The sequence below is a fragment of the Acinetobacter sp. LipI_23 genome, from assembly GCF_058243045.1.
Map to the genome: position 1 here is coordinate 2,195,376 of NZ_JBZAYJ010000001.1, position 20,777 is coordinate 2,216,152.

General features: G+C 40.9%; 15 protein-coding genes, 6 tRNA genes and 1 pseudogene. 8 read left to right on the top strand and 14 right to left on the bottom strand.

What is annotated here, in order from left to right:
* Positions 1–64: 64 nt before the first annotated feature.
* A complete protein-coding gene (locus AC4CVD_RS10765) occupies positions 65–1,414 on the bottom strand; it encodes an MFS transporter (RefSeq protein WP_490753086.1) in 1,350 nt (449 codons plus the stop codon).
* A gap of 612 nt (positions 1,415–2,026) precedes the next feature.
* Here AC4CVD_RS10765 and AC4CVD_RS10770 point away from each other — a divergent pair.
* The 3 genes from AC4CVD_RS10770 (at position 2,027) to AC4CVD_RS10780 (ending at position 4,162) form a co-directional block, all read left to right on the top strand.
* Entirely contained in the window at positions 2,027–2,614 is a 588-nt protein-coding gene (locus AC4CVD_RS10770; protein WP_004696311.1) for an ANTAR domain-containing response regulator, read from the top strand.
* Between the two features lie 3 nt (positions 2,615–2,617).
* On the top strand, positions 2,618–3,613 hold the full coding sequence (locus AC4CVD_RS10775; RefSeq protein ID WP_490747559.1) for an ABC transporter substrate-binding protein: 996 nt from the start codon (positions 2,618–2,620) through the stop codon (positions 3,611–3,613).
* Positions 3,614–3,883: 270 nt separating this feature from the next.
* Positions 3,884–4,162, top strand: a complete 279-nt coding sequence (locus tag AC4CVD_RS10780; protein WP_490753087.1) for a hypothetical protein — start codon at positions 3,884–3,886, stop codon at positions 4,160–4,162.
* 23 nt (positions 4,163–4,185) lie between these two features.
* Here the strand turns inward: AC4CVD_RS10780 and AC4CVD_RS10785 are convergent, their stop codons facing one another.
* From AC4CVD_RS10785 to hrpA, 3 genes are read right to left on the bottom strand one after another with little or no spacing between them, the layout of a single operon-like run.
* Positions 4,186–4,959: a 1-acyl-sn-glycerol-3-phosphate acyltransferase gene (locus AC4CVD_RS10785; RefSeq protein WP_490753088.1), complete on the bottom strand. Its 774-nt coding sequence runs from the start codon at positions 4,957–4,959 to the stop codon at positions 4,186–4,188.
* Between the two features lie 6 nt (positions 4,960–4,965).
* Complete coding sequence (locus tag AC4CVD_RS10790) at positions 4,966–6,078, bottom strand: beta-ketoacyl-ACP synthase III (protein WP_490753089.1); 1,113 nt, start codon at positions 6,076–6,078, stop codon at positions 4,966–4,968.
* Positions 6,079–6,108: 30 nt separating this feature from the next.
* Positions 6,109–10,047 (bottom strand): ATP-dependent RNA helicase HrpA, encoded by a 3,939-nt coding sequence (hrpA, locus tag AC4CVD_RS10795; RefSeq protein WP_490753514.1) that lies wholly within the window; start codon positions 10,045–10,047, stop codon positions 6,109–6,111.
* Between the two features lie 344 nt (positions 10,048–10,391).
* On the opposite strand from hrpA, the gene ahpC reads away from it, so the two are divergent.
* The 3 genes from ahpC to AC4CVD_RS10810 all read left to right on the top strand — a co-directional run bounded on the left by ahpC (position 10,392) and on the right by AC4CVD_RS10810 (position 12,583).
* Positions 10,392–10,955, top strand: coding sequence for an alkyl hydroperoxide reductase subunit C (ahpC, locus tag AC4CVD_RS10800; protein ID WP_419324878.1), 564 nt, complete (start codon positions 10,392–10,394; stop codon positions 10,953–10,955).
* Positions 10,956–11,157: 202 nt separating this feature from the next.
* A complete protein-coding gene (gene gloB / locus AC4CVD_RS10805) occupies positions 11,158–11,889 on the top strand; it encodes a hydroxyacylglutathione hydrolase (RefSeq protein ID WP_490753090.1) in 732 nt (243 codons plus the stop codon).
* Between the two features lie 490 nt (positions 11,890–12,379).
* Positions 12,380–12,583, top strand: a complete 204-nt coding sequence (locus AC4CVD_RS10810; protein WP_004696295.1) for a hypothetical protein — start codon at positions 12,380–12,382, stop codon at positions 12,581–12,583.
* A 129-nt stretch (positions 12,584–12,712) separates the two neighbouring features.
* On the opposite strand, the gene AC4CVD_RS10815 is transcribed toward AC4CVD_RS10810, so the two are convergent.
* From AC4CVD_RS10815 to AC4CVD_RS10850, 8 genes are all read right to left on the bottom strand, one after another.
* Positions 12,713–12,797: transfer RNA gene (locus tag AC4CVD_RS10815), tRNA-Leu, on the bottom strand.
* Between the two features lie 33 nt (positions 12,798–12,830).
* A tRNA-Trp gene (locus AC4CVD_RS10820) sits at positions 12,831–12,904 on the bottom strand.
* A 35-nt stretch (positions 12,905–12,939) separates the two neighbouring features.
* A tRNA-Leu gene (locus AC4CVD_RS10825) sits at positions 12,940–13,024 on the bottom strand.
* Positions 13,025–13,213: 189 nt separating this feature from the next.
* Positions 13,214–13,298 (bottom strand) — tRNA-Leu (locus tag AC4CVD_RS10830).
* 33 nt (positions 13,299–13,331) lie between these two features.
* Positions 13,332–13,405 (bottom strand) — tRNA-Trp (locus AC4CVD_RS10835).
* A 35-nt stretch (positions 13,406–13,440) separates the two neighbouring features.
* A tRNA-Leu gene (locus AC4CVD_RS10840) sits at positions 13,441–13,525 on the bottom strand.
* Positions 13,526–13,632: 107 nt separating this feature from the next.
* A complete protein-coding gene (locus AC4CVD_RS10845; protein WP_490753091.1) occupies positions 13,633–14,457 on the bottom strand; it encodes a protein kinase domain-containing protein in 825 nt (274 codons plus the stop codon).
* The gene (locus tag AC4CVD_RS10850; RefSeq protein WP_490753515.1) at positions 14,432–15,943 is read right to left on the bottom strand and encodes a DUF3336 domain-containing protein; all 1,512 of its coding nucleotides are present in this window, start codon (positions 15,941–15,943) and stop codon (positions 14,432–14,434) included. The genes AC4CVD_RS10845 and AC4CVD_RS10850 overlap by 26 nt, the downstream gene beginning before the upstream one ends.
* A 204-nt stretch (positions 15,944–16,147) precedes the next feature.
* Between AC4CVD_RS10850 and AC4CVD_RS10855 the strand changes: the two genes are divergently transcribed.
* Positions 16,148–17,020, top strand: a complete 873-nt coding sequence (locus AC4CVD_RS10855; RefSeq protein WP_490753092.1) for an ATP-binding protein — start codon at positions 16,148–16,150, stop codon at positions 17,018–17,020.
* Positions 17,021–17,080: 60 nt separating this feature from the next.
* Here AC4CVD_RS10855 and AC4CVD_RS10860 read toward each other — a convergent pair whose 3' ends face one another.
* Together AC4CVD_RS10860 and AC4CVD_RS10865 are read right to left on the bottom strand one after the other, a co-directional pair.
* Positions 17,081–18,043, bottom strand: a complete 963-nt coding sequence (locus tag AC4CVD_RS10860; RefSeq protein WP_004691346.1) for an IS30-like element IS18 family transposase — start codon at positions 18,041–18,043, stop codon at positions 17,081–17,083.
* Between the two features lie 214 nt (positions 18,044–18,257).
* Positions 18,258–18,925 (bottom strand): annotated as a pseudogene (locus AC4CVD_RS10865) (isochorismatase family protein).
* Between the two features lie 585 nt (positions 18,926–19,510).
* On the opposite strand from AC4CVD_RS10865, the gene AC4CVD_RS10870 reads away from it, so the two are divergent.
* Positions 19,511–20,748 (top strand): IS3 family transposase gene (locus AC4CVD_RS10870; RefSeq protein ID WP_101495500.1). Its coding sequence is split into 2 segments (ribosomal slippage): positions 19,511–19,847 and positions 19,847–20,748, totalling 1,239 coding nucleotides; the frame shifts between segments, so codons are not numbered across the junction.
* Positions 20,749–20,777: the final 29 nt, after the last annotated feature.

A 20,777-nucleotide genomic window follows, 5' to 3' on the forward strand; every position in this document is an offset into this window, starting at 1 on the left:
TTCTTTCTCCGCAATATTTCATTTGTTCTGCCTGAGCCTTGAGGCTTGGGTTTAATCTCTTTATTTAGTTTTGCGCTTCAGCAATGCTACGATCATGTAATGCTTGTTCGAATAAGCGCTGTTCCTTTTCTTTATGCTCAACAGAGAACCGAATCATCAGGACAAAACTTGCAGCGATGACCACCAAGCCACCTAAAATCATCAGTGTGGTTTGAATATCCAACATACCTTTGAGTAGGAAACCTGCTGCCACTGCACCAACGTTACCCCCTGCACCAATGATGCCTGCCACACCGCCTAAGGCATCACGATCAATAAAAGGTACCAAAGCATAAGTTGCACCACATGCCATGTGCGTGAACAATGCGAAGACTGTCATTGCGAGTATCGCAAAGATAGGGGTATTCATTTGAGAGAATAGGACGAGGAAAAGGCCTTCCAGCAAAATCATGCCAAACAACACTTTGGTACGACCATCAAGCCCTTTTTTGGTTGCGACTTTGTCTGACACAATGCCGCCCAGAGCACGAGCGAACAATGCCAGTAAACCGAAAATACCTGCCGCCATCCCTGCTTCTTTTAAACCAAAGCTAAAATGGTCGACGTAGTACATCGCGACAATGTTATGAATAAAGATTTCGATCCCGAAACACGCGGCATAGGCACCAAATAGAATCCAAACACGGTAGTTTTTCGCAGCATGCATCAGAATCGCTACACCACCTTTTTTATCTGAACCAACACTGACGCCCTCTGCACGAAGTTCTTTGAAGTTGCCTTGTGGACAATCTTGAGTAAATTTCCAGTACATCAAACCCACGATCAGCATCAGGACACCCGGAACAATCAGTGCAATTCTCCAGCCCATCGCTTGCTCTACACCAAACATCACCAAGGCACCGAGCATCAATGGCATAAGTACTTGTGTTGCACCACCGCCTGCATTCCCCCAACCTGCTGTCGCTGCGTTTGCAGTCCCGACTACGTTTGGCGCAAACATTATGCTGGTGTGATACTGAGTAATGACAAAGCTCGCCCCAATCGCACCAATCAATAGACGGAAGAACAAGAAGGATTCATAGCTATTTGCAGACGCGACTCCAAAGACTGGAATGCTGCCGAGTACTAGAAGTGCGGTATAGGTTTTACGCGGGCCGTATTTATCACACAGCGGCCCCACAATAAGACGAACTAAAATGGTGATGGCTACGGCCGCAATATTAATATTGGCAATTTGATCTTTGGTTAAATGAAATTCACCCGCGATCACTGGCATCAGCGGAGCACAAGCGAACCAAGCAAAGAAGCAGACAAAAAAGGCGAGCCAACTCATGTGGAAGGCTCTCATTGCTGCGCCGTTAAAACTGAAAAGACTTATTTTTGTTGCTTTTTTAGCATGTAAATTTGAAGACATAACCTTCTCCAGACTGAACTGAGCGTATAGTTTTTCTACAGCACAAACTCTTGGGATGTAGAAGCGATCAGAACGGACGTCGTTGGCCGTCTTACAAATTTGATTTAGAGTCGTCTTTGACTCATTAAGGATAATGCAACGAGTGTGCCAATATTTATAATTAAATAACAACATATTGTTTTTTAAAAATTTATTTAAAAAATAATCTTATAATTCGATATAGTCAGCTCTTTTTATTTTTAAAGCACAACAGCTAATTTTTCCGACTTTTTAAAACCCTGCTACCTCTTGGTGCATTTTGCATTATCGATGAGCATCTGCTTTCTCAAATAAACGACATTGCTTTGTTCTAAGCACGACATCTAGAAGTTCTCCCTTAGATGTACAAATCGACTGTGAACATCAACACTTCAATTTACTGAATCCATATCCGTAAACTCTTTCATGAAAACTCCGATCACAACATATGCAACATGCATACTTTGTCTGTAATCGCGACCATAAAGATTGACTGCCTAATCCGAGATAAAGCTGGCATTTGTTAAGTTTGGCATTTAAATTGCTTGTACACTTTTAGATCTCATTTTCAGGTTTTCCTGAGCACTGTACAGTATGCCTAAACTGAAAATTGCATTGATTGATGACAATCAAGAACGCGCACAATATATTCGAAGTTCCCTCATCGAACATGATTTTGATGTGGTTGCCTGCCTGATTATCGATCACATCAATATTAGCCGTCTTGAACAATTAAGTGCTGACGTCATTTTGTTAGATATGGACCATCCGCAACGTGACATTATTGAAAGCTGTGTAAGTCAATTTAATCTACCCACTGTTTTATTTACTAAAAATAGCCATAAAGACACCATTAAAAGTGCCATAGATGCTGGGGTAACAGCTTATATTGTGGATGGGATCGATCCTTCAAAGTTAGAAAATATTTTAGAAATCTCGATCGAGCAGTTTCGTAAACACAAAAAGTTGCTCACAGACTTACAAGACACTAAAAATAAACTCGCCGATCGTAAAGATGTAGAGCGTGCGAAAGTCTTACTGATGCAATTACATGGACTATCTGAAGACGATGCCTTTCAATTGCTGCGTAAAAATGCCATGAGCCACCGTATGACCATCGGCGAAATGGCAAGACGTCTGTTGGATGCTCAACAGCTTTTACAATCTCAACTCAAGGACTAAGTCATGGCTCAACTCGAAAAGTCACAACTTCATCTGGGCTATATTCCACTTTTAGACTGTGTTGCTTTACTCTGGGCTAAACAACGCGGTTTTTTTGAGGAAGTAGGCTTAGACGTAAGCTTAGTGAAAGAAGCGTCTTGGGCAAGTTTAAGAGATCGTTTGGCTTTTGGTTTCCTAGACGCTGCACATTGTTTGTCTGCCATGTTGCCTGCTGCCGCACTCGCTCAAGATCAACTCGGCATTCCGCTACAAACCCCTCTTGTCTTAAGTTATAACAGTGCTTTTATCAGCTTAAGCCAAAAACTATGCTACGCGCTTGATATCAAAAAAACTGACGATGCAGCCACCACTGCACAGAAATTCTTTAGTGCCATGCAGCATGAACAGTATCTTCCGATTGCCCATGTGTTTAAGCAGTCTATTCATCATTATTGTTTACGTGAGTGGTTGGCATTGGCCAATCCTGAATTTGCCAAACGTGTACATCTCCGCACTTTACCGCCGCCCTATATGGTGGAAGCCATTTCAAATCAATTGATCGATGGTTTTTGTGTTGGGGAACCTTGGAACACACAAGCGGAAATTCAAGGCTATAGCCAAATCATTGCGACTGGCTCAGACATTATTCCTCGCGTCGCAGACAAAGTACTGGCTGTGACTCAAGAATGGGCTATATCCAATCCCAATACACTTGCAGCCCTCGCCCAAGCCATCCAAAAAGCACAAGTTGAACTTAAACAAATGCAGGATCTTGAACCTGTTTGGCAAGTCTTGGTCGATTACAACATCATTCGCTTTGCATGTTCAGCAAGTGTTCACGTCGAAAAATATCACCTGATTCAGAACATCATTCGTGGTTTTATTCCCGAACAAGCCCAGCCGCAAGTTTCGGATTTTGTTTGGCTCACACAGCAAATGCAAAAATGGGATGATATAAATTTAGATAGTGATGAAATTCGCGGTATTAGTGAAAATTGCGTCCTTCAAACAAATACTTGATTTTTAAATTATTACTATATGTTACTTGATACGTAATTACGCACCATTTTAAAACATTTATTCTGAAAAATATTTTGAAGTAAATCTGCGATCTAACTTTACTGCCACTTTACTAGATATTTTTCTTTAGCTTCCACTTATCTGAGCACGCTATTTACTCATGCGAAAAGCACGCTAAGATCTTTTAAAACATGAAAACAATAGATAAATAATATTCATCACAACTTCTTTTTTAAACGTCAAACTAACCCAAGGACAGCGGGGTGTATTATGTTTACCGAGGAAAATCGACATGTTTCTTTATTACATGCGATTAACAAAATACTGATTAAAGACTGGGATCCCCTGTGTATCTATCGCAATCCTGCACTACAAGATGAGTATGAGGAATACTTACCCAGTTTATTCCGATTCATTTGTGAACAAGCCAGTGAAACTGAAATTTTTGAATATTTATGGTGGGTGGAAAATAAGGTTATGGAAGTCAAAGGGAATAAGACCCATACTTTAAAAATTGCACATTTGTTGAAAGATTTACAGGAAGGCTAAGCCGATTTTACGTCTGTAAATGCTCAATCAAATCGGTCACCATGTTGCTGTTGACGCAATACTCTTAAGTCTGCAAGCCCAGTATAAATTTCTGCTGCAATCAGGTCTCGGAACTGCTGTAACTGTTCTAGGTTTTCAATATGCATCAAACTTTGTCTGGGCATAAACTTAAAATAAAAAGGTAAGCGTTTCGGAATCAAATGTTTCGGTAAAGATGGAATCACCTCCCCTTTACGTAGCAAGCGACTTAACTGCGGCACTTGTAGCAACTTTTGAAAATATTGGTGCTGAACCACTTTATTAGCATCAAAACCAATATCAAAGACTTCATCTCCGCCTAAAGCGGCAAACGGCACAATGTCATAGCCAAATTCTTGAGCAAGTTTTAAAAAGCCATAACGCTGTTTCCAAATCAGTTGATACTGTTCGCCCTCACGTTTTAGAACTTCGCGTCCGCCACCAGGAAAAACCAAAATAGAATAGCCTTGTTGCATGGCTTCACGTACATAGGCTGGGATGCCATCGACCGCACCAAATTTTTTCACCACACTGCGCCACAGTGGCAAATAAAAATGGCTATGATCAGCAATACTGACCACAGCCACTTGATGCTCATTGTAGAGATAATCAATCAACAGAGGTGAATCGAGTACACCATATAAGGAATGATTTCCTACATACATTGCAGGTTGTGATGCATCTAACCGTTCAGCACCGATAAATGTCGGTGTGAAATAAACTTTGGATAAAGCACTCAGGCGTTTAATCCATTTTGCATCATGTTCAACCTGCAACATACGGGCTTATGCGACGTGTTTTTTCACAAGCACAGCACCAACAGAGTAACCTGCGCCGAATGAACACAAGACACCGTATTCACCATCATTGACTTGGTCTGCTGTGCGATGCAACGCAATGATGACACCTGCTGAAGAGGTATTTGCAAATTCATCCAAAATGATCGGCACTAAATCAGGCTGAGCATTTTCTTTGCCTACGACCAATTTCAGAATCAGTTCATTCATGCTGGCATTGGCTTGGTGTAACCAAAAACGCTTCACATCAGTCGGTGCAATGTTGTTTTTCTCAAGTTGCGCTGTAATCATTTTGGCAACCAGTGGACAAACTTCTTTGAACACTTTACGACCGTCTTGAGCGAAACGATTGTTTTCAATGTCTGCATCGACTTCACTTAAGTTTAGGAAACCAAAGTTATTGCGGATGTTGTTTGAGAACTGGGTGAATAAGTTAATGTCTTCAATTTCAAAACCAGTTTTGCTGTCGGTTTCTTCAATGATTGAAGCCGTTGCAACATCACCAAAGATAAAGTGGCAATCACGTGAACGGTAGTCGGTATGACCAGAGGTGATTTCTACATTCACCAATAATACACGGCGTCCGCCCGCTTTGATCGCATCATAGGCTTGTTTAATGCCAAAGGTTGCGGCCGAACATGCCACATTCATGTCGTAGGCATAGCCTTGAATACCCAATGCTGTTTGGATTTCAATTGCAACAGCTGGATAAGCACGCTGTAAATTAGAGCACGATAAAATTACCACATCGATATCTTCTGCAGTTACGCCTGCATTTTCCATCGCTTGTTTTGCAGCGATCACGCCCCATTCGGCTTGAATCGAGAGTTCATCATTTGAACGCTCATGTAACAATGGACGTAAACGCTTCGGATCTAAGATCCCTGTTTTCTCAACCACATAACGACGTTTTACACCAGATGCTTTTTCAATAAACTCTGCGCTTGACCCACGACGGGCTTCCAACTCGCCCGAAGCAATTTTGTCAGCATTGTCTAGGTTATACTGTTCCACATAAGCATTTAAACTTTCAACTAACTCTTCATTGGTAATGATGTCTTCAGGATGATAAAGACCCATACCTGTAATGCGGATGCCCATGTAAAACTCCTTCTTTAAATTACCTATATCTTAACTGATTCCAAGTTTTTCCCATACTTTTTGCAAGCGAGTCGGAGAAATGGGCATCTTTGTTTTCATCGGTTGAGAGAATAAAGAAATCCGAAACTCCTCAACCATGAAATACAATTCTTTAAGGCGAGTGTCATTTTTAAACTTAAATAATTTTTCCATCCACGGGTCAACTTGATCAATGGCAGAATTATCCCTCTGTAGGTTATTGGGCAGGCGCTCCAAACGCAAGACCAATGCTTTCAAATATCGAGGAAATTCAAGCCAAATGTCGGAAGATTTTACGTAAACAAAGTTTGATAAGCACATCAAATCTAGCTGATCTTCAACATCATCAATATTTTTCCCAAACACTGCATCATCTAAGACCAACAGTTTTCGACGTATATCCTGCCATTGAATATAGATCTCTGTCACATCTGCCAGTGCTTTTTGCCCATGGGTCAGAAAAGTTTTTTTGACATTTACAACCAAGTTTTCAAACTCTTGTGCGTTGACAGGCAGTTCATTGATCGACATTTGCAGTGTGGCATAAACTAACATTTGCTCCAACTGCGCCTTATCGCCCAAAGGTGAATACGCCAATGCCAACGGTTTGGAAATTTGCTTTTTCAACTGACGGACCAAATCCCCCAGTTGTATATGCACCAAACGGAGTACACCCTCACGGTGCTGTTTAATCGCCTCAGCTTGATCATTAAAGGTCTGAATCACCACACCAGACTCATCCTTTTGTTCCAGTGCAGCAAAGGCCTTGGTCGGGACTAAAGCTTGATACTGCTTCACCACCACACCCGTCACTTTTTGTGATGCTTCAAACACAAAATTTTCAGGAAAAGTTTGGAACTCACCTTTGAGCTGTTTGACTGGACTATGAGTTTCTGTTCGACAGCGCGCTTTTAACTCAGACAAGTCACGACCTTGTTCAATCACACGGCCTTTGTCATCTATCACCTTAATCAATGGCAATAAATACTGTTCAATCCGCTCAAAGCTAAAGTCTTTTTCAGAGATTTGTTCGCCACGTAACTGGAAGGCTAAAAAACTAAAAATATGCTGCTGCAAATGCATCGCATCTACTTTCGCCATTAGCTTTGCAGCCGTATCAGGGATAGGCACCAAGTGACGACGTTTATCTTTAGGCAGTGCTTTGAGTAAGGCTTCCATTAAATCCTGACGCCAGCCGGGAATGCCCCACGACCACAAGTTTTCATCCACCTGAGGCAAGGCTTGCAACGGAATTTTCACCGTTGCACCATCTTCGTCATGACTTGGATCAAAACGGTAACTGGCCGCAAGGCGCAGTTCACCATTGCGTAAAAAATCGGGAAATTGCTGCGTGGTTGGACGGTCGTTCAGCCATAGCGCATCATCATCGATAAATAAATAACGTGGGTTTTGCGGTTCAACCGTTGCGCGCCAGTCTTCAAAACTACGACGACTTGCGACCTCTTCAGGAACTTTAGCCGCATAAAACTGGTAAATAGTCTCTTCATCCACCACCAAATCACGGCGGCGTAGCTTATCCTCGACCCGCTCTACTTCTTCAAGTTTAAGCAGGTTGTGTTTTAAAAATGGTGGCGTAATGCCCAAATGCCCTGTCGTCAGTGCATCTCGAAGGAAAATTTCATGTGCTGCAACATGGTCGACTTTTTCATAGTTGATTTGACGTTTCGGCTCAATAATTAAGCCAAATAGTGAAATTTGGTCATAGGCATTGACCACACCTGCTTTTTTCGACCAGTGCGGCTCAAAATAGTGGTGCTTCAGCAAATCACCTGCTGCAAGCAAAATCCACTCAGGTTCAATTTTTGCTAGTGTACGAATGTAGACCTGTGAGGTTTCTACCATCTCAAAAGCCATGACCCAAGGCGTATTGGTCTTATGTAAGGTAGATGCTGGAAAAATGCGGGCCTTTTGCTGACGCACCGCCATAAACACATTGCGTTCATCGGTTTTATTGGCAATAAAAGACAACAAACCTGTTAAAAGTGCACGGTGTAAATTTTCATAACTGGCTTTTTTCTCATTAAAAGACAGCTTTAAGCCTTTTGCCAAATCAACCAATTGCTCATGAGTTTTCTTCCACTCACGTAGACGCAACCAACTTAAAAAGTGATTACGCGCAAAAGTACGGCGTTTGTTTTCACTCATGTCTCGGTTGGCAACCAGCGCTTCCCAAAGTTTGATATAAAATAAAAAGTCAGAATCGGCTTCGCGGAACAACGCATGTTTCTGATCTGCCTGCATTTGTTTATCCGCAGGGCGTTCTCGTGGGTCTTGTACTGCCAAAGCGGCAACAATCACCAAGACTTCATTCAACACTCCAAAATGTGCCCCACCCAAAATCATACGGGCCAAACGTGGATCAATTGGCATTTTGGCCATTTGTTGACCAATTTTGGTTAAATCTCCTTTACCTCCCCCTTTGGAAAAGGGGGATTGAGGGGGATTGACTTCAGATGAATCTCCCCCAACCCCTCTTTGCAAAAGAGGGGCTTTACCTTTATCAGACATTGCCCCAAGTTCAACCAACAACTTACGACCATCGTTGACTAAACGATGATCTGGCGGCTCAATAAAATCAAAATCTTCTAAAGCACCCAGCCCTAAACTTTGCATCTGCAAAATAACTGAAGCTAAGTTCGTTCGCTTAATTTCGGGTTCGGTAAACTCAGGGCGGCTTTGAAAGTCTTCCTCAGAATACAAACGAATACATACACCTGGGGCAATACGACCACAACGGCCTTTACGCTGATTTGCCGCTGCTTGCGAAACCGCTTCAATCGGTAAACGCTGTACGCGTGAACGATAGTTATAGCGAGAAATACGCGCAAAACCACTGTCAATCACATAACGAATATTGGGTACAGTCAGCGCTGTTTCTGCAACGTTGGTGGCGATAATAATGCGTCGCCCACCACCTGATGGATTAAAGATTTTTTGTTGTTCAGCCAAGGCCAAACGCGCATATAAAGGTAAAATTTCTGTATGTCGCGGCCCATGCTTTTGCAAAGTTTCTTGTAATTCACGAATCTCTTGTTCGGTACTGGCAAAAATTAAAGTATCGGCATATTCAGGATGGCCTTTTTCTTGTGCATCCCGAAAACATTCCTCTACAGCTTGCACGACAGCACGAGGTAGATTTTCTTCAAAGTCATCAAACTCATCATCATCACTACCGACAATGCTCATCTCAGAGACTGGGCGATAACGTAGTTCGACTGGAAAGCTACGACCTTCTACTTCAAAAATAGGCGCATTGTTAAAGTACTGACTAAAACGGTTTACATCTAAAGTTGCTGAAGTGATGATGACTTTTAAATCTTTACGGCGAGGCAAAAGCTGTTTGAGATACCCCATGATAAAGTCGATATTGAGCGAACGCTCATGCGCTTCATCGATAATAATGGTGTCGTATTTATTGAGATAACGGTCATTGGCCAACTCTGCCAGCAAAATACCATCTGTCATTAAACGAATGATCGAATCCTGCGACCCTTGTTCATTAAAACGAACTTTAAAGGAAATCGACTCACCAAGTTTCTCACCAACTTCTTCAGCAATACGCTGGGACACACTACGCGCAGCCAAACGACGTGGCTGTGTATGACCAATCAGACCCGTTAAACCACGACCTGCTAGCATCGCAATTTGCGGTAGCTGTGTGGTTTTACCTGAACCTGTTTCCCCTGCAACGATAATCACTTGATGCTCTTGAATGGCATCAATTAACTTATCTGCATACTGCGTAACAGGCAGGTCTTGATTCAGTTTAATATTCGGAATGCGTTCAATACGCTCTAGAACTTTTAAATGCGACTGTTCAAATAATGCTTGATATTGCTTTTCGTTGGCATCTTTTCCTTTTTTGAGTCGGTTTAAACGATGACGGTCTTTGACCATCACCAATTGCTCTATATTTAAAGGACGCTGCACAGAAAGAATACCCACATCAAAAACATCAATCGCTTAGTTTACGTGGTAATACAGCGAAGCGAAAGTACAGCATAATTTTTTAATTTTAACTTTTTTTCAAATATCCCCTTGAATTTTAAGCCTAGGGACATCATGTCTGTAAACGAGTTGCGGAATAGATGATTTTGTCATTTAGTCATCATATTTATCATGCTAAATGAACAGAATGATCACATTAGCTGAAATAGTCTGGAGTAAGATTCGGTTTTTCCGATTCTTGTAATGTAAAAATACTGTTTCAGCAATAACAAAAATTTCGATACCCTATTCAACATTAAATACAAACCCCAATCATGGAGACAATGATGAGCTTGATTAATACTGAAGTAAAACCATTCGCAGCTACTGCATATCACAACGGTCAATTTGTTGACGTAACTGAAGCAGATCTTAAAGGCAAATGGTCTGTAGTATTCTTCTACCCAGCTGACTTCACTTTCGTTTGCCCAACTGAACTTGGTGACCTTGCTGACAATTACGCTGAATTCCAAAAATTAGGCGTGGAAATCTACGGTGTTTCTACTGACACTCACTTCACTCACAAAGCTTGGCACGACACTTCTGAAGTTATTGGTAAAATCCAATACCCATTAATCGGCGATCCAACGTGGACTCTTTCTAAAAACTTCGACGTTCTAATCGAAGCTGCTGGTCTTGCTGACCGTGGTACTTTTGTAATCGATCCAGAAGGTAAAATCCAAATCGTTGAAATCAACGCTGGTGGTATTGGTCGTGATGCTCAAGAATTACTTCGTAAAGTTAAAGCAGCTCAATACGTTCACACTCACCCAGGTGAAGTTTGCCCAGCTAAATGGAAAGAAGGCGAAGCAACTCTTGCTCCTTCAATCGACCTAGTAGGTAAAATCTAATCTAAATTAGATTGAACACATAAAAAACCACGCTTTTTAGCGTGGTTTTTTATGAGCAAGATAACAGTACAATATGACAAAAAAGAGAAAGCATAAAACAATAAATACCTATCCTTTTACGTCTTACATGATTCATGACTAGAATTCAGTGCGTGTACCCGCTACAGTAGAATGAATACATGTAACACATTGAAGAAAAAAGATGACTTATCAAGTTCACATAATTGATGTGAAAAACCAACTCCAAAACTATATTTGGCTACTGGAACACAGCTCATCAAAGCAAGTCGTGGTGGTTGATCCAACTGAGGCTGGATTAGTTGAAGATTATTGCACTGAACATGGCTTAAGCATTGCTCAAATTTGGCTGACTCATTGGCATAAAGACCATATTGGCGGTGTCGCCGACCTGATTGCGAGTCGGAATATTCCTGTGTATGGGCCACGTGAGGAATTATCTAAAATTCCATTCATCACCCATGCATTGATGGATGATGACTATTTCTCATTTCATGATTTACATATCGATGTTTTAGCAGTTCCTGGCCACACACTGGGCCATATTGTGTACTTTATTGAATCTATCCAGACTTTATTTTGCGGTGACACTCTGTTTGCTATGGGCTGTGGGCGAGTGTTTGAAGGTACACATGAGCAGATGTACCATTCGCTCAATCGTTTAGCAGCTTTGCCTGCCGAAACCAAAGTCTATTGTACGCACGAATACACGCTCTCTAACGCGAAGTTTGCCAACCATGTCGAACCAGATAATATCGCCATTCAAGAACGCTTAGATCGTGTGGAAACCATGCGCTATTTGGGTCAATGTACCCTTCCTAGCAGTATTGAAATCGAACTTGAAACCAATCCTTTTTTACGTACAGAAAATGTGGAAGAGTTTAAAAGACTACGTGATCTGAAGGATCAATTTTAATTGGCTTCCCCCCTTCTAGAGACTGCTAACGAACGCAGTCTCCTATTATGTATGTATGCTTCTATTGAGTTAAAACGATCAGTTGGGGCTTCTACCCTTAACCTTTGAGCTCTCAAAATTTCAACCAATGCAGTTTCAAGCCACACGATGCCTGAATCGAATGATCACGAGCAAGGCTGTTTGAAAATACTGTCACAAAAGACCCAGCCTTTGAAAAAAATCATTACATTTCTATTTATGATAAAATACTTCTCTATCACGAACGCACATAATTCCATTGTATTGAGACTCATCTCAAAATATTATTATTTTTCATCATGATAAAATTATTTTAAACAATGAAAAACTATCGTTTATGCTTTCTATACGTTTTCGCCTTAGTTTAGATTGCTTTAAAAAGAGACAAAAACAAAAATATATAAAAAAATCCCCTTTAAAAAAGCGTGAAATATCCCTATTAATAATTTATCAGTGAAAAAGGAATATCTTCGTGAAAAAAGTAGTGAAAGCAAAAAACCTCATCGCCTTTCGTATTTGGCTAGAGAAATTAGGTTATTCAGTTAAAACTTTAGCAGACAACCGTGGCTTTACTTTTAGCTTTAAAAAAGAATATGGACTGGTGACTTGCGACCTAGCGGGCAATAACTTGGCCATGCAGCTCGGTGAAGAATTCGAAGACCATTTGAAAGCTTAAATTGCTCCATACTTACTTCGCGTGATGAATCAAAATTTAGCCCCTTAAAGGGGCTTTTTTTATATATGAATCATCTATTAAATTTTAGGCAATAAAAAAGCAAGGCTTAATACCTTGCTTCATTACTGATGGTGGGGACGGAGAGACTCGAACTCTCACACCTTGCGGCGCTGGAACCTAAATCCAGTGCGTCTACCAATTTCGCCACGTCCCCATCAGGGTGCTAACTTTGCGTTAGACTTTAAGTTGGCAGAGGATCAAGGATTCGAACCTTGACGAACGGTTTTGGAGACCGTCATGCTACCATTACACCAATCCTCTATTGCCTTATAAACCATCTTAATTCAAATGATTTATGGTGGGGACGGAGAGACTCGAACTCTCACACCTTGCGGCGCTGGAACCTAAATCCAGTGCGTCTACCAATTTCGCCACGTCCCCAATGGCTGTGTATATTATAGCGATAGACACTATATGACAAGCGCTTTTATAAGCAATCACCCGCTTTTCTGTCATAAAATCGGCAGTTGAATCTATTTTTATGCTCTATCTATATAAAAAGGCTATTCAGCTCTTTACTAAATTTTAGGCAATAAAAAAGCAAGGCTTAATACCTTGCTTCATTACTGATGGTGGGGACGGAGAGACTCGAACTCTCACACCTTGCGGCGCTGGAACCTAAATCCAGTGCGTCTACCAATTTCGCCACGTCCCCATCAGGGTGCTAACTTTCCGTTAGACTTTAAGTTGGCAGAGGATCAAGGATTCGAACCTTGACGAACGGTTTTGGAGACCGTCATGCTACCATTACACCAATCCTCTATTGCCTTATAAACCATCTTAATTCAAATGATTTATGGTGGGGACGGAGAGACTCGAACTCTCACACCTTGCGGCGCTGGAACCTAAATCCAGTGCGTCTACCAATTTCGCCACGTCCCCAATGGCTGTGTATACTATAGGGATCATTTTCGCATGACAAGCAATTTTTAAGAAAAACACACTCATTTGATTAAATAAGAAACAAAAACTTTATACTTGGCTTTTTCTCATTCAATTTCAGTCATTAAGCATCGTTTTGCAGCCATGGTATTTTGCCATCTTTGGCTTTTTTGCTTAGCTAAAAGTCCATGTAATAGTGGACTAAAACCCTGAAAAGGTTCTGGAAGCGCTATCTTCAAAGACTGACAGTGTAAATACGCCCAATCTTGGTAGCTTGCTGCCTGCAAACGTTGATCAGTCAACCATTCAAGTAGAATGATCCCGAGTGCATATAGGTCGGTTTGCACGGTCTTTGCTTCACCATGAAATAATTCAGGTGCCATATAGCGCGGTGTCGCTGTTAGAACCTTTTGACAGCTTATTTCACCAATTCTTTGGCTCTGCTCAAAATCAATTAACTTACATGTAGAACCATCTAACAAAAAATGCGAAGCTTTTAAATCCGCATGAATCCAACCCATCTGATGTAATTCTTCAACTGCATTCAGCATTTTAAAAATGATATGAATGACATGATCACTACTTAACTGATGGGGATTCGCCATAAATAATGATGGAACATCTTTTAAGATGAGTGCGGCTTTCACCAGCTCTAAGTGAAACTCAAAATTTTCAAGGATTTGCACTTCAGGCAAGAACTTTGGCAGTTGCAGCATCGCAAGTGCATGTTGATAAAAACCAAGTTCAGCGTCAAAGCCGTTAATTAGCGCCGCATGCTCTGATAGCGACTGATACTTTAACCAATACCCCTGCCCTGCAACTTCAAAGCGATAAAGTCTTCGTCCCCAACCCAAACGCTGAGTCGGAGTATGAAGCGACGTCGCGAGAGCATTTAATTCTTGACGATTAAAATGCCAAGAATTCGGATTCATTCATCTCTGCCGTATCCAATGCAGTTAAGACCTCTAAACAATGTTGAATGGTTTTCCCAACACGGGCATGTGTTTCAATCATTGAGATTTTTGGCCAAGTTGCACGTTCACCTTCACGTTGTAAGAGTTTAAACAAGTGTGGTCTTGGATTTTGCAGCATATAACTATAATGACGCAGGCCATATTTCCCCACAATGTTCACATCGCCATAATAACGCTGATCGACCACACCATAGCCATGATCGAGTAAACGGCGGATCGGTGGAATCATCCCCACACGCTCACGAGCAAAGTCCATCACCCCTTTACTAATCACTTTGCCTTGTCTGCGTACAATTCGTTCAGGCCAGCTCAACATATCTTTACGGAACCGTGCTTCATCCGACTGCATAAATGGCACCACATGCGGGTTCACTTGACTGGCAATGGTGTAGTTTAAATTATATAAACGCGCCATTTTTTCCTGCGGGAAATCACTACGCACGCTGCCATCAACCCAGCGCGTGGAAGACATATAAGGGGTATATAAGCCGTCATGTCGTTTACTGGTGAGCTTGACTGGCGGAAATAGAATCGGCACTGCACAAGACGCGAGCACCGCACTCCACACCAATAAGTCAGGTGAAGTAAAGGTATTCATAATGCGTGGATTTTGTGAGGCATCATAAGGCGCAACCGCAACATTGTTATACAAGCCTGACTGCTTAAATGCCTCTTCAAAGGTAACGTCTCCCAAATTTGCAATTAAAAAGTTTTTTAAATGCTTTACATCCGCTAAGCCACCATTGCCCTTTAAGACCTCACGAAAGCCTCGAAATTGAAAAGCATCGGTAAAAAAGTTTTCACCATTTAAGATGCTCAGCATTTCTGCAGGCGTTGCTCGCCCCAGCATCGCTGTCATAATGGCGCCAGCACTTGAACCAGACAGCACTTTCGGCATCAGGTCTTGCTCAAGCAAAGCCTTGCACACACCTGTATGAAACAGTCCTAATGTTGCACCGCCTGAAAACATCATGGCTGGTTGCCCAAAGGCTTTTTGGCAGTGCTGAAAAAATTCAATTTTTTGCTGTTTATTTAAACACTGGCAATCCGTAGATGCTACAAATGCTAAACCTAGGCTGACTTCTTCAATATAGTCTTCAATAATTTTTTTGGTGCCGACATAGGTTGCAGTAAACAACATGGGGTGAGCGATATTGGCAATGTCGTAACTCAGACCTTCACGTAGTAGGTACATTAAATCGGTCGTACGCTTTTGTTGGCGATAACGCTTCAACAACCCCAAACGATGGGTAATCACTTCTGCATCGAAATAAGGTGAACAGTTGTCATACTTCCACTCTTGCGCCCCTGACTCTTCATCAATTCTAAGTGCAATGCTTTTCCACTCAGTATAGTTCTCTGCCTGAGCCAATTGGTTTTTCAGTTTTTTGATTCGATAGGCTTGGTGCGGGTTGATTTCCCGTGTGAAATCTTTAAACAACATATTCATACTCACCCACTTTTTTTGTTTTCCTAAAATTTCACTGACACGTTCAACCGTCAGTCTAACTGACTATGTGCAAATTATGTGAGCATTACAATTGCCATTTCAACCCTAAAATTGGCAAATCTGCACCGCTTTAAGGGTTTGATACGACTAGATCGGATGTTAAGATCGACGACAAGTGTAATTATAAGCTGATTAATCATGGCGACCATTGACCTACCGAACAATATCTTAGAAGCACTATCGACTGTACTCCAACAACTACAGCAAAGCCTACCAGAAGTTAAACAAGCACCTGATTTTTCAGCGATTGCCTTTAAATGGGAAAATGGCGAATTAAAAGCGATTCATCAGCTCAAACGAATCGAACTAAATGATTTAAAAGGTATTGAGCGTCAAAAAGAAAAAGTACTGCAAAATACAGAACAGTTTCTTAATGGTTTACCTGCCAATGACGTCCTGCTTACTGGCTCTCGCGGGACAGGCAAGTCCTCTATTGTGCGTGCTTTATTAACGGAATATGCAGAGCAAGGCTTAAGGCTGATTGAAATTGAACGTGATGATTTATCCGAACTGCCTGAAATTCAAAAGCTAATTGCAGAGCGCCCTGAAAAGTTTATTGTGTATTGTGATGACTTGGCTTTTAACGCCGAAGATGAAAACTATCGCAGTTTAAAAAGTGTGCTAGATGGGTCTTTGCAGTCAGGTTCAAGTAATTTTATTATTTATGCCACCAGTAACCGTCGTCATTTGCTACCAGAGTTTATGCATGAAAACACGCCTGTAACTCGAGTCGATGTACCGCAGTACACTGAACTGCATCCACAAGAAGCGATTGAAGAAAAAATTTCACTCTCCGATCGTTTTGGATTATGGCTGTCTTTTTATCCAATGGATCAAAACTTATATTTGGACATTGTGCAGCACTACTTAGCAAAAGCTCAAATCACCATGGACGATATGGTACGAGCCGAAGCACTACGTTGGTGTCAGGCGCGTGGACAACGCTCTGGACGTGCCGCGTATCAATTTTCTAAACACTGGGTCGGTTCACAACAATTAAAGCAGCTTTAGGATAAAAATACTGATCAAAACTTAAGCATCCTTTTTATCTAATTTTCTAAGGTGGCGGATTCAAGCGGCAAGTGCAACAGTATAAAAACCAGCCATAACTTCACTCGGTGTATACCAACCTAGTGTTTTTCTAGGACGATGGTTGAGTGCAAATTCTATCTGCTCTATTTGTTCGTTTGACACGCCATCAAACGATGATGATTTTGGCAGATATTGACGGATTAAACCATTCGTATTTTCATTTCTAGCTCGCTGAATAGACTTGTAAGGATCAGCAAAATACGTCTCTATGCCAGCATCAGTAATTCTTTTGTGTTCGGAAAATTCTTTGCCATTATCAAATGTCACACTATAAGCATGGCTCATTTGTAAACGATCTAATGCACAAGTAATCGTTTGAGAGGATGCTCTTGTTGGCCCTAAATGAACAATATGTACATACAGGCTCTTTCGATCAACGAGAGTCAATAAAGCACCTTTATGATGTTTACCAATCACCGTGTCACCTTCGAAATCTCCTAAACGTTGTCGTTGATCAATGACCTGGTGTCGGCAGTGAATACTTGTTTTATCAATGATTTGACCCCTACGATCCGTGTTTTTGTAACCGCGTTTTCGATATTTCTTCTGATGCCTTAAATGTAGATGAAGTTTACCGCCTTTTGATTTATCTTGATAAATGTACTGGTAAATCCACTCATGTGAAGGTACATCCAGCCAACCGCGTTGTGTTAAAGCACCTGAAATTTGTTCGGGTGACCAGTCCAAACCAATCAAATAATCAATATAAGCGAAGGCAAATGCTGTCATTGATGATGAAGGACGGTACCGTCTTTGACTTGCAAATTTAGCTGCCTGTTGAGCTCTATATCCACGTTGCCCAGTATTTCTTTTTAATTCACGGTAGATGGTTGATCGTGAACGTCCTAATTCCCGAGCAAGGGTAGCGATTGAACTTTTACTTTTCAAAGTAGCATAAATTTCGTATCTTTCATCTTGAGAAAGTTGGGTGTATTTCTTCATTGTGTGCTTTCCAATTACGAGTTGAAAAAGTCTAATGATTCTATGAATACACCTAACTTTTTCAACTAACTACAAATGTGTTGCACTTGGGATTTGAATCTGCGGGATAACAGTTCAGTCTAATCAAAGAAATAACCCAAATTCCGCATTAGAATTTGGGTTATTTCTTTGAAAAAATGAGGGATGAATATCAGTTCAAATAGGTTTGATTTGATTATTGATATTTATCCAAGTTTGTTTCTGGCCCATCTTTGACCACAGCTTGCGCTTTTGCATAACTCTCCATCAAGCATTTATATTCTGGGCAGACATGATCTGAAAGAATTTCAGCAAAACGCGAGCCTTCTGGACGGTTCCAAGTACGCATTAACTCGGCCACAGTCGCAAAAGTATCAGTTGGAATTGCGCCCGCTTGGGTCACACGAGCAATTGATGTATCTGTGGCTAACTTGCTCCAGTTGTCTGATGCATCCACAACACAATAGACGTTATAACCTTCTTTACGAGCGCTTACAGCAGGGAAGTCATACATACACTGGTCAGCGTTCCAGCAATAATCAGTGTCTTCCTACCCGTTTTTTTAACTTCATCTACAAATAAGGGATTGTCCCAAGTATTAATTTGTCCAGTACGTGGTACATAAACTGCATGCGGAGCAAAGTGGTGAATTTCAGGAATTAAAGGGCCATTGGGGCCGTCAGGTACAGAAGCCGTGGTAATTACAGGTATATTTAATAAAGTTGCTGCTTTTGCAATTGCAATCACATAATTGCGTAAGTCGGGTACAGGTACATCGCGTACGGTATTAAAAAGTCCACTTTGATGGTCAATCAGTAGAATTATCGAATCATCAGGGTCTAGCATTCCATTAGTAGCCACCATGGGTAACACCTCTAAAATTTTCTTCTAATTATGTACTTCCATTGTTGTAATGAAAGTTCCTAAGACAGACCGTCATAGCTTTGTGATTTATACGACCAAGATATTTTTAATTAAATCTACATCTGCCTTTCATATAAACTAAAGAATATCCTTAAGCTCAGGAAGCTAAATCATCTTACGTGTTGTAATTGGCCTTCGTGGCTTTGAGTTTTATCCTCGTATAGAAATAAAAACTTAAGAAAAATACAAAATCTTAATATTAATCAATACCTTAAAACCATATAAAATAGAATTTCAATTGAAGTCAAAATACTCAAAGTTTTAATCTTTTGAGATCAATCAAAAACTACGCTAGGCATACTTATCCCCAATTTCTATGGATAAACCTATGGGTAAATACTTTTAACTTGATTCTAAGTTACATTTAAGTGAGTCAAAAAATATTCTTAAAGTCTAAGCAGAGCATTTTTAAAAGTCCTTTGGTAAAGACCTAAATGTAAAAAAAGCCCAACATTCAGTCGGGCTTTAAGCTTATCAAATGTGTCCCGTCCTGAAATAAGTTTACACCTTTAAGAGGCTTATTTTATGGAACATGAACGAGAACAAAGAGTTAAACGTACACAAGGTGATTATAGCTTTGCCTTTAAAATGATGGTTGTACATGAAGTAGAAAAAGGGCAAATTACTTATAAACAAGCTCAGGCAAAATATGGTATTCAAGGAAGATCAACTGTGCTGGTATGGTTACGCAAGCACGGACAACAGGACTGGACTTCGAATATGCCGCCTTCTTCTAAACGCCAATTAACACCCCAACAACGAATCCGCCAATTAGAAAAGCAGTTAGCCGCAGAAAAGCTTAAAACTGAATTTATTCAGGATGTGATTTATCACATTGATAAAGAATGTGGGACTGATCTTGGAAAAAAGTATACCGAGCACGTTTCAAAGATTGGCAAAGCCAAAGAGGACTAAGCGTTTCACGTTATTGTCAGTGGTTGGGAATCACCCGACAAGCTTATTATCAAGCAGAAAAACGTGCTCAAATGACTGCACAAGCAACTGAACAAATACTTGAGTTGGTTATGGAATATCGTTGTCTCATGCCAAGTATCGGAACACGTAAGTTGTATTGGCTTATTAAAGGCAAATTGTTGCAGCGTGGTTTAAAGTGTGGACGGGATCAGTTATTTAAAATATTGAAAGAGCATAATTTATTGATTCGCCCCAAGCGTCGCTATACAAAAACTACGGATAGCAAGCATTGGATGAAGAAGCATCCAAATTTATTAAAGGATTATTCAGCAGTGCAAGCCAACGAAGTCTTTGTTAGTGATATTACTTATGTTGAGAGTGCTGAAGGCGTACATTATTTATCATTGGTGACAGATGCTTATACCCGTCAGATTAAAGGTTATAAGTTATCGAATGATATGCGTGCGGAGAATGTTATGCAGGCTCTACATATGGCGATGCAGCATGTGACGGATCGAGCGACTAGGATGATTCATCATTCAGACAGAGGCTCTCAGTATTGCTCTGAGCTATATCAATCGGCATTGCGCCATTATGGGATATGTCCTTCCATGACAGATGGATACCTTGCGAAACAGTGTTTCTCATATCAAAATGCATTAGCAGAGCGGATTAATGGAATATTAAAGCAGGAGTTTTTAACTACACGATGTCAAACCATGAAGGAGTTAGATCACTTAATTACGGAATCTATCATGATTTATAATTACTATAGACCACATTTAAGTTTAAATATGAACACCCCGAATCAGATGTATGAGCAAACTAAAACCGAGCTAATTGCTTAACTCGGTTTGAAGTGGAATACTGTCAATCT

Excerpts from the sequence above, each read along its gene's own strand:
- AC4CVD_RS10790 (WP_490753089.1), bottom strand. The coding sequence starts at position 6,078 with ATGGGCATCCGCATTACAGGTATGGGTCTTTATCATCCTGAAGACATC.
- AC4CVD_RS10785 (WP_490753088.1), bottom strand. The coding sequence starts at position 4,959 with ATGTTGCAGGTTGAACATGATGCAAAATGGATTAAACGCCTGAGTGCT.
- AC4CVD_RS10775 (WP_490747559.1), top strand. The coding sequence starts at position 2,618 with ATGGCTCAACTCGAAAAGTCACAACTTCATCTGGGCTATATTCCACTT.
- ahpC (WP_419324878.1), top strand. The coding sequence starts at position 10,392 with ATGAGCTTGATTAATACTGAAGTAAAACCATTCGCAGCTACTGCATAT.
- AC4CVD_RS10860 (WP_004691346.1), bottom strand. The coding sequence starts at position 18,043 with ATGAAGAAATACACCCAACTTTCTCAAGATGAAAGATACGAAATTTAT.
- AC4CVD_RS10770 (WP_004696311.1), top strand. The coding sequence starts at position 2,027 with ATGCCTAAACTGAAAATTGCATTGATTGATGACAATCAAGAACGCGCA.
- AC4CVD_RS10855 (WP_490753092.1), top strand. The coding sequence starts at position 16,148 with ATGGCGACCATTGACCTACCGAACAATATCTTAGAAGCACTATCGACT.
- AC4CVD_RS10780 (WP_490753087.1), top strand. The coding sequence starts at position 3,884 with ATGTTTACCGAGGAAAATCGACATGTTTCTTTATTACATGCGATTAAC.
- AC4CVD_RS10845 (WP_490753091.1), bottom strand. The coding sequence starts at position 14,457 with ATGAATCCGAATTCTTGGCATTTTAATCGTCAAGAATTAAATGCTCTC.
- AC4CVD_RS10850 (WP_490753515.1), bottom strand. The coding sequence starts at position 15,943 with ATGTTGTTTAAAGATTTCACACGGGAAATCAACCCGCACCAAGCCTAT.
- AC4CVD_RS10765 (WP_490753086.1), bottom strand. The coding sequence starts at position 1,414 with ATGTCTTCAAATTTACATGCTAAAAAAGCAACAAAAATAAGTCTTTTC.
- gloB (WP_490753090.1), top strand. The coding sequence starts at position 11,158 with ATGACTTATCAAGTTCACATAATTGATGTGAAAAACCAACTCCAAAAC.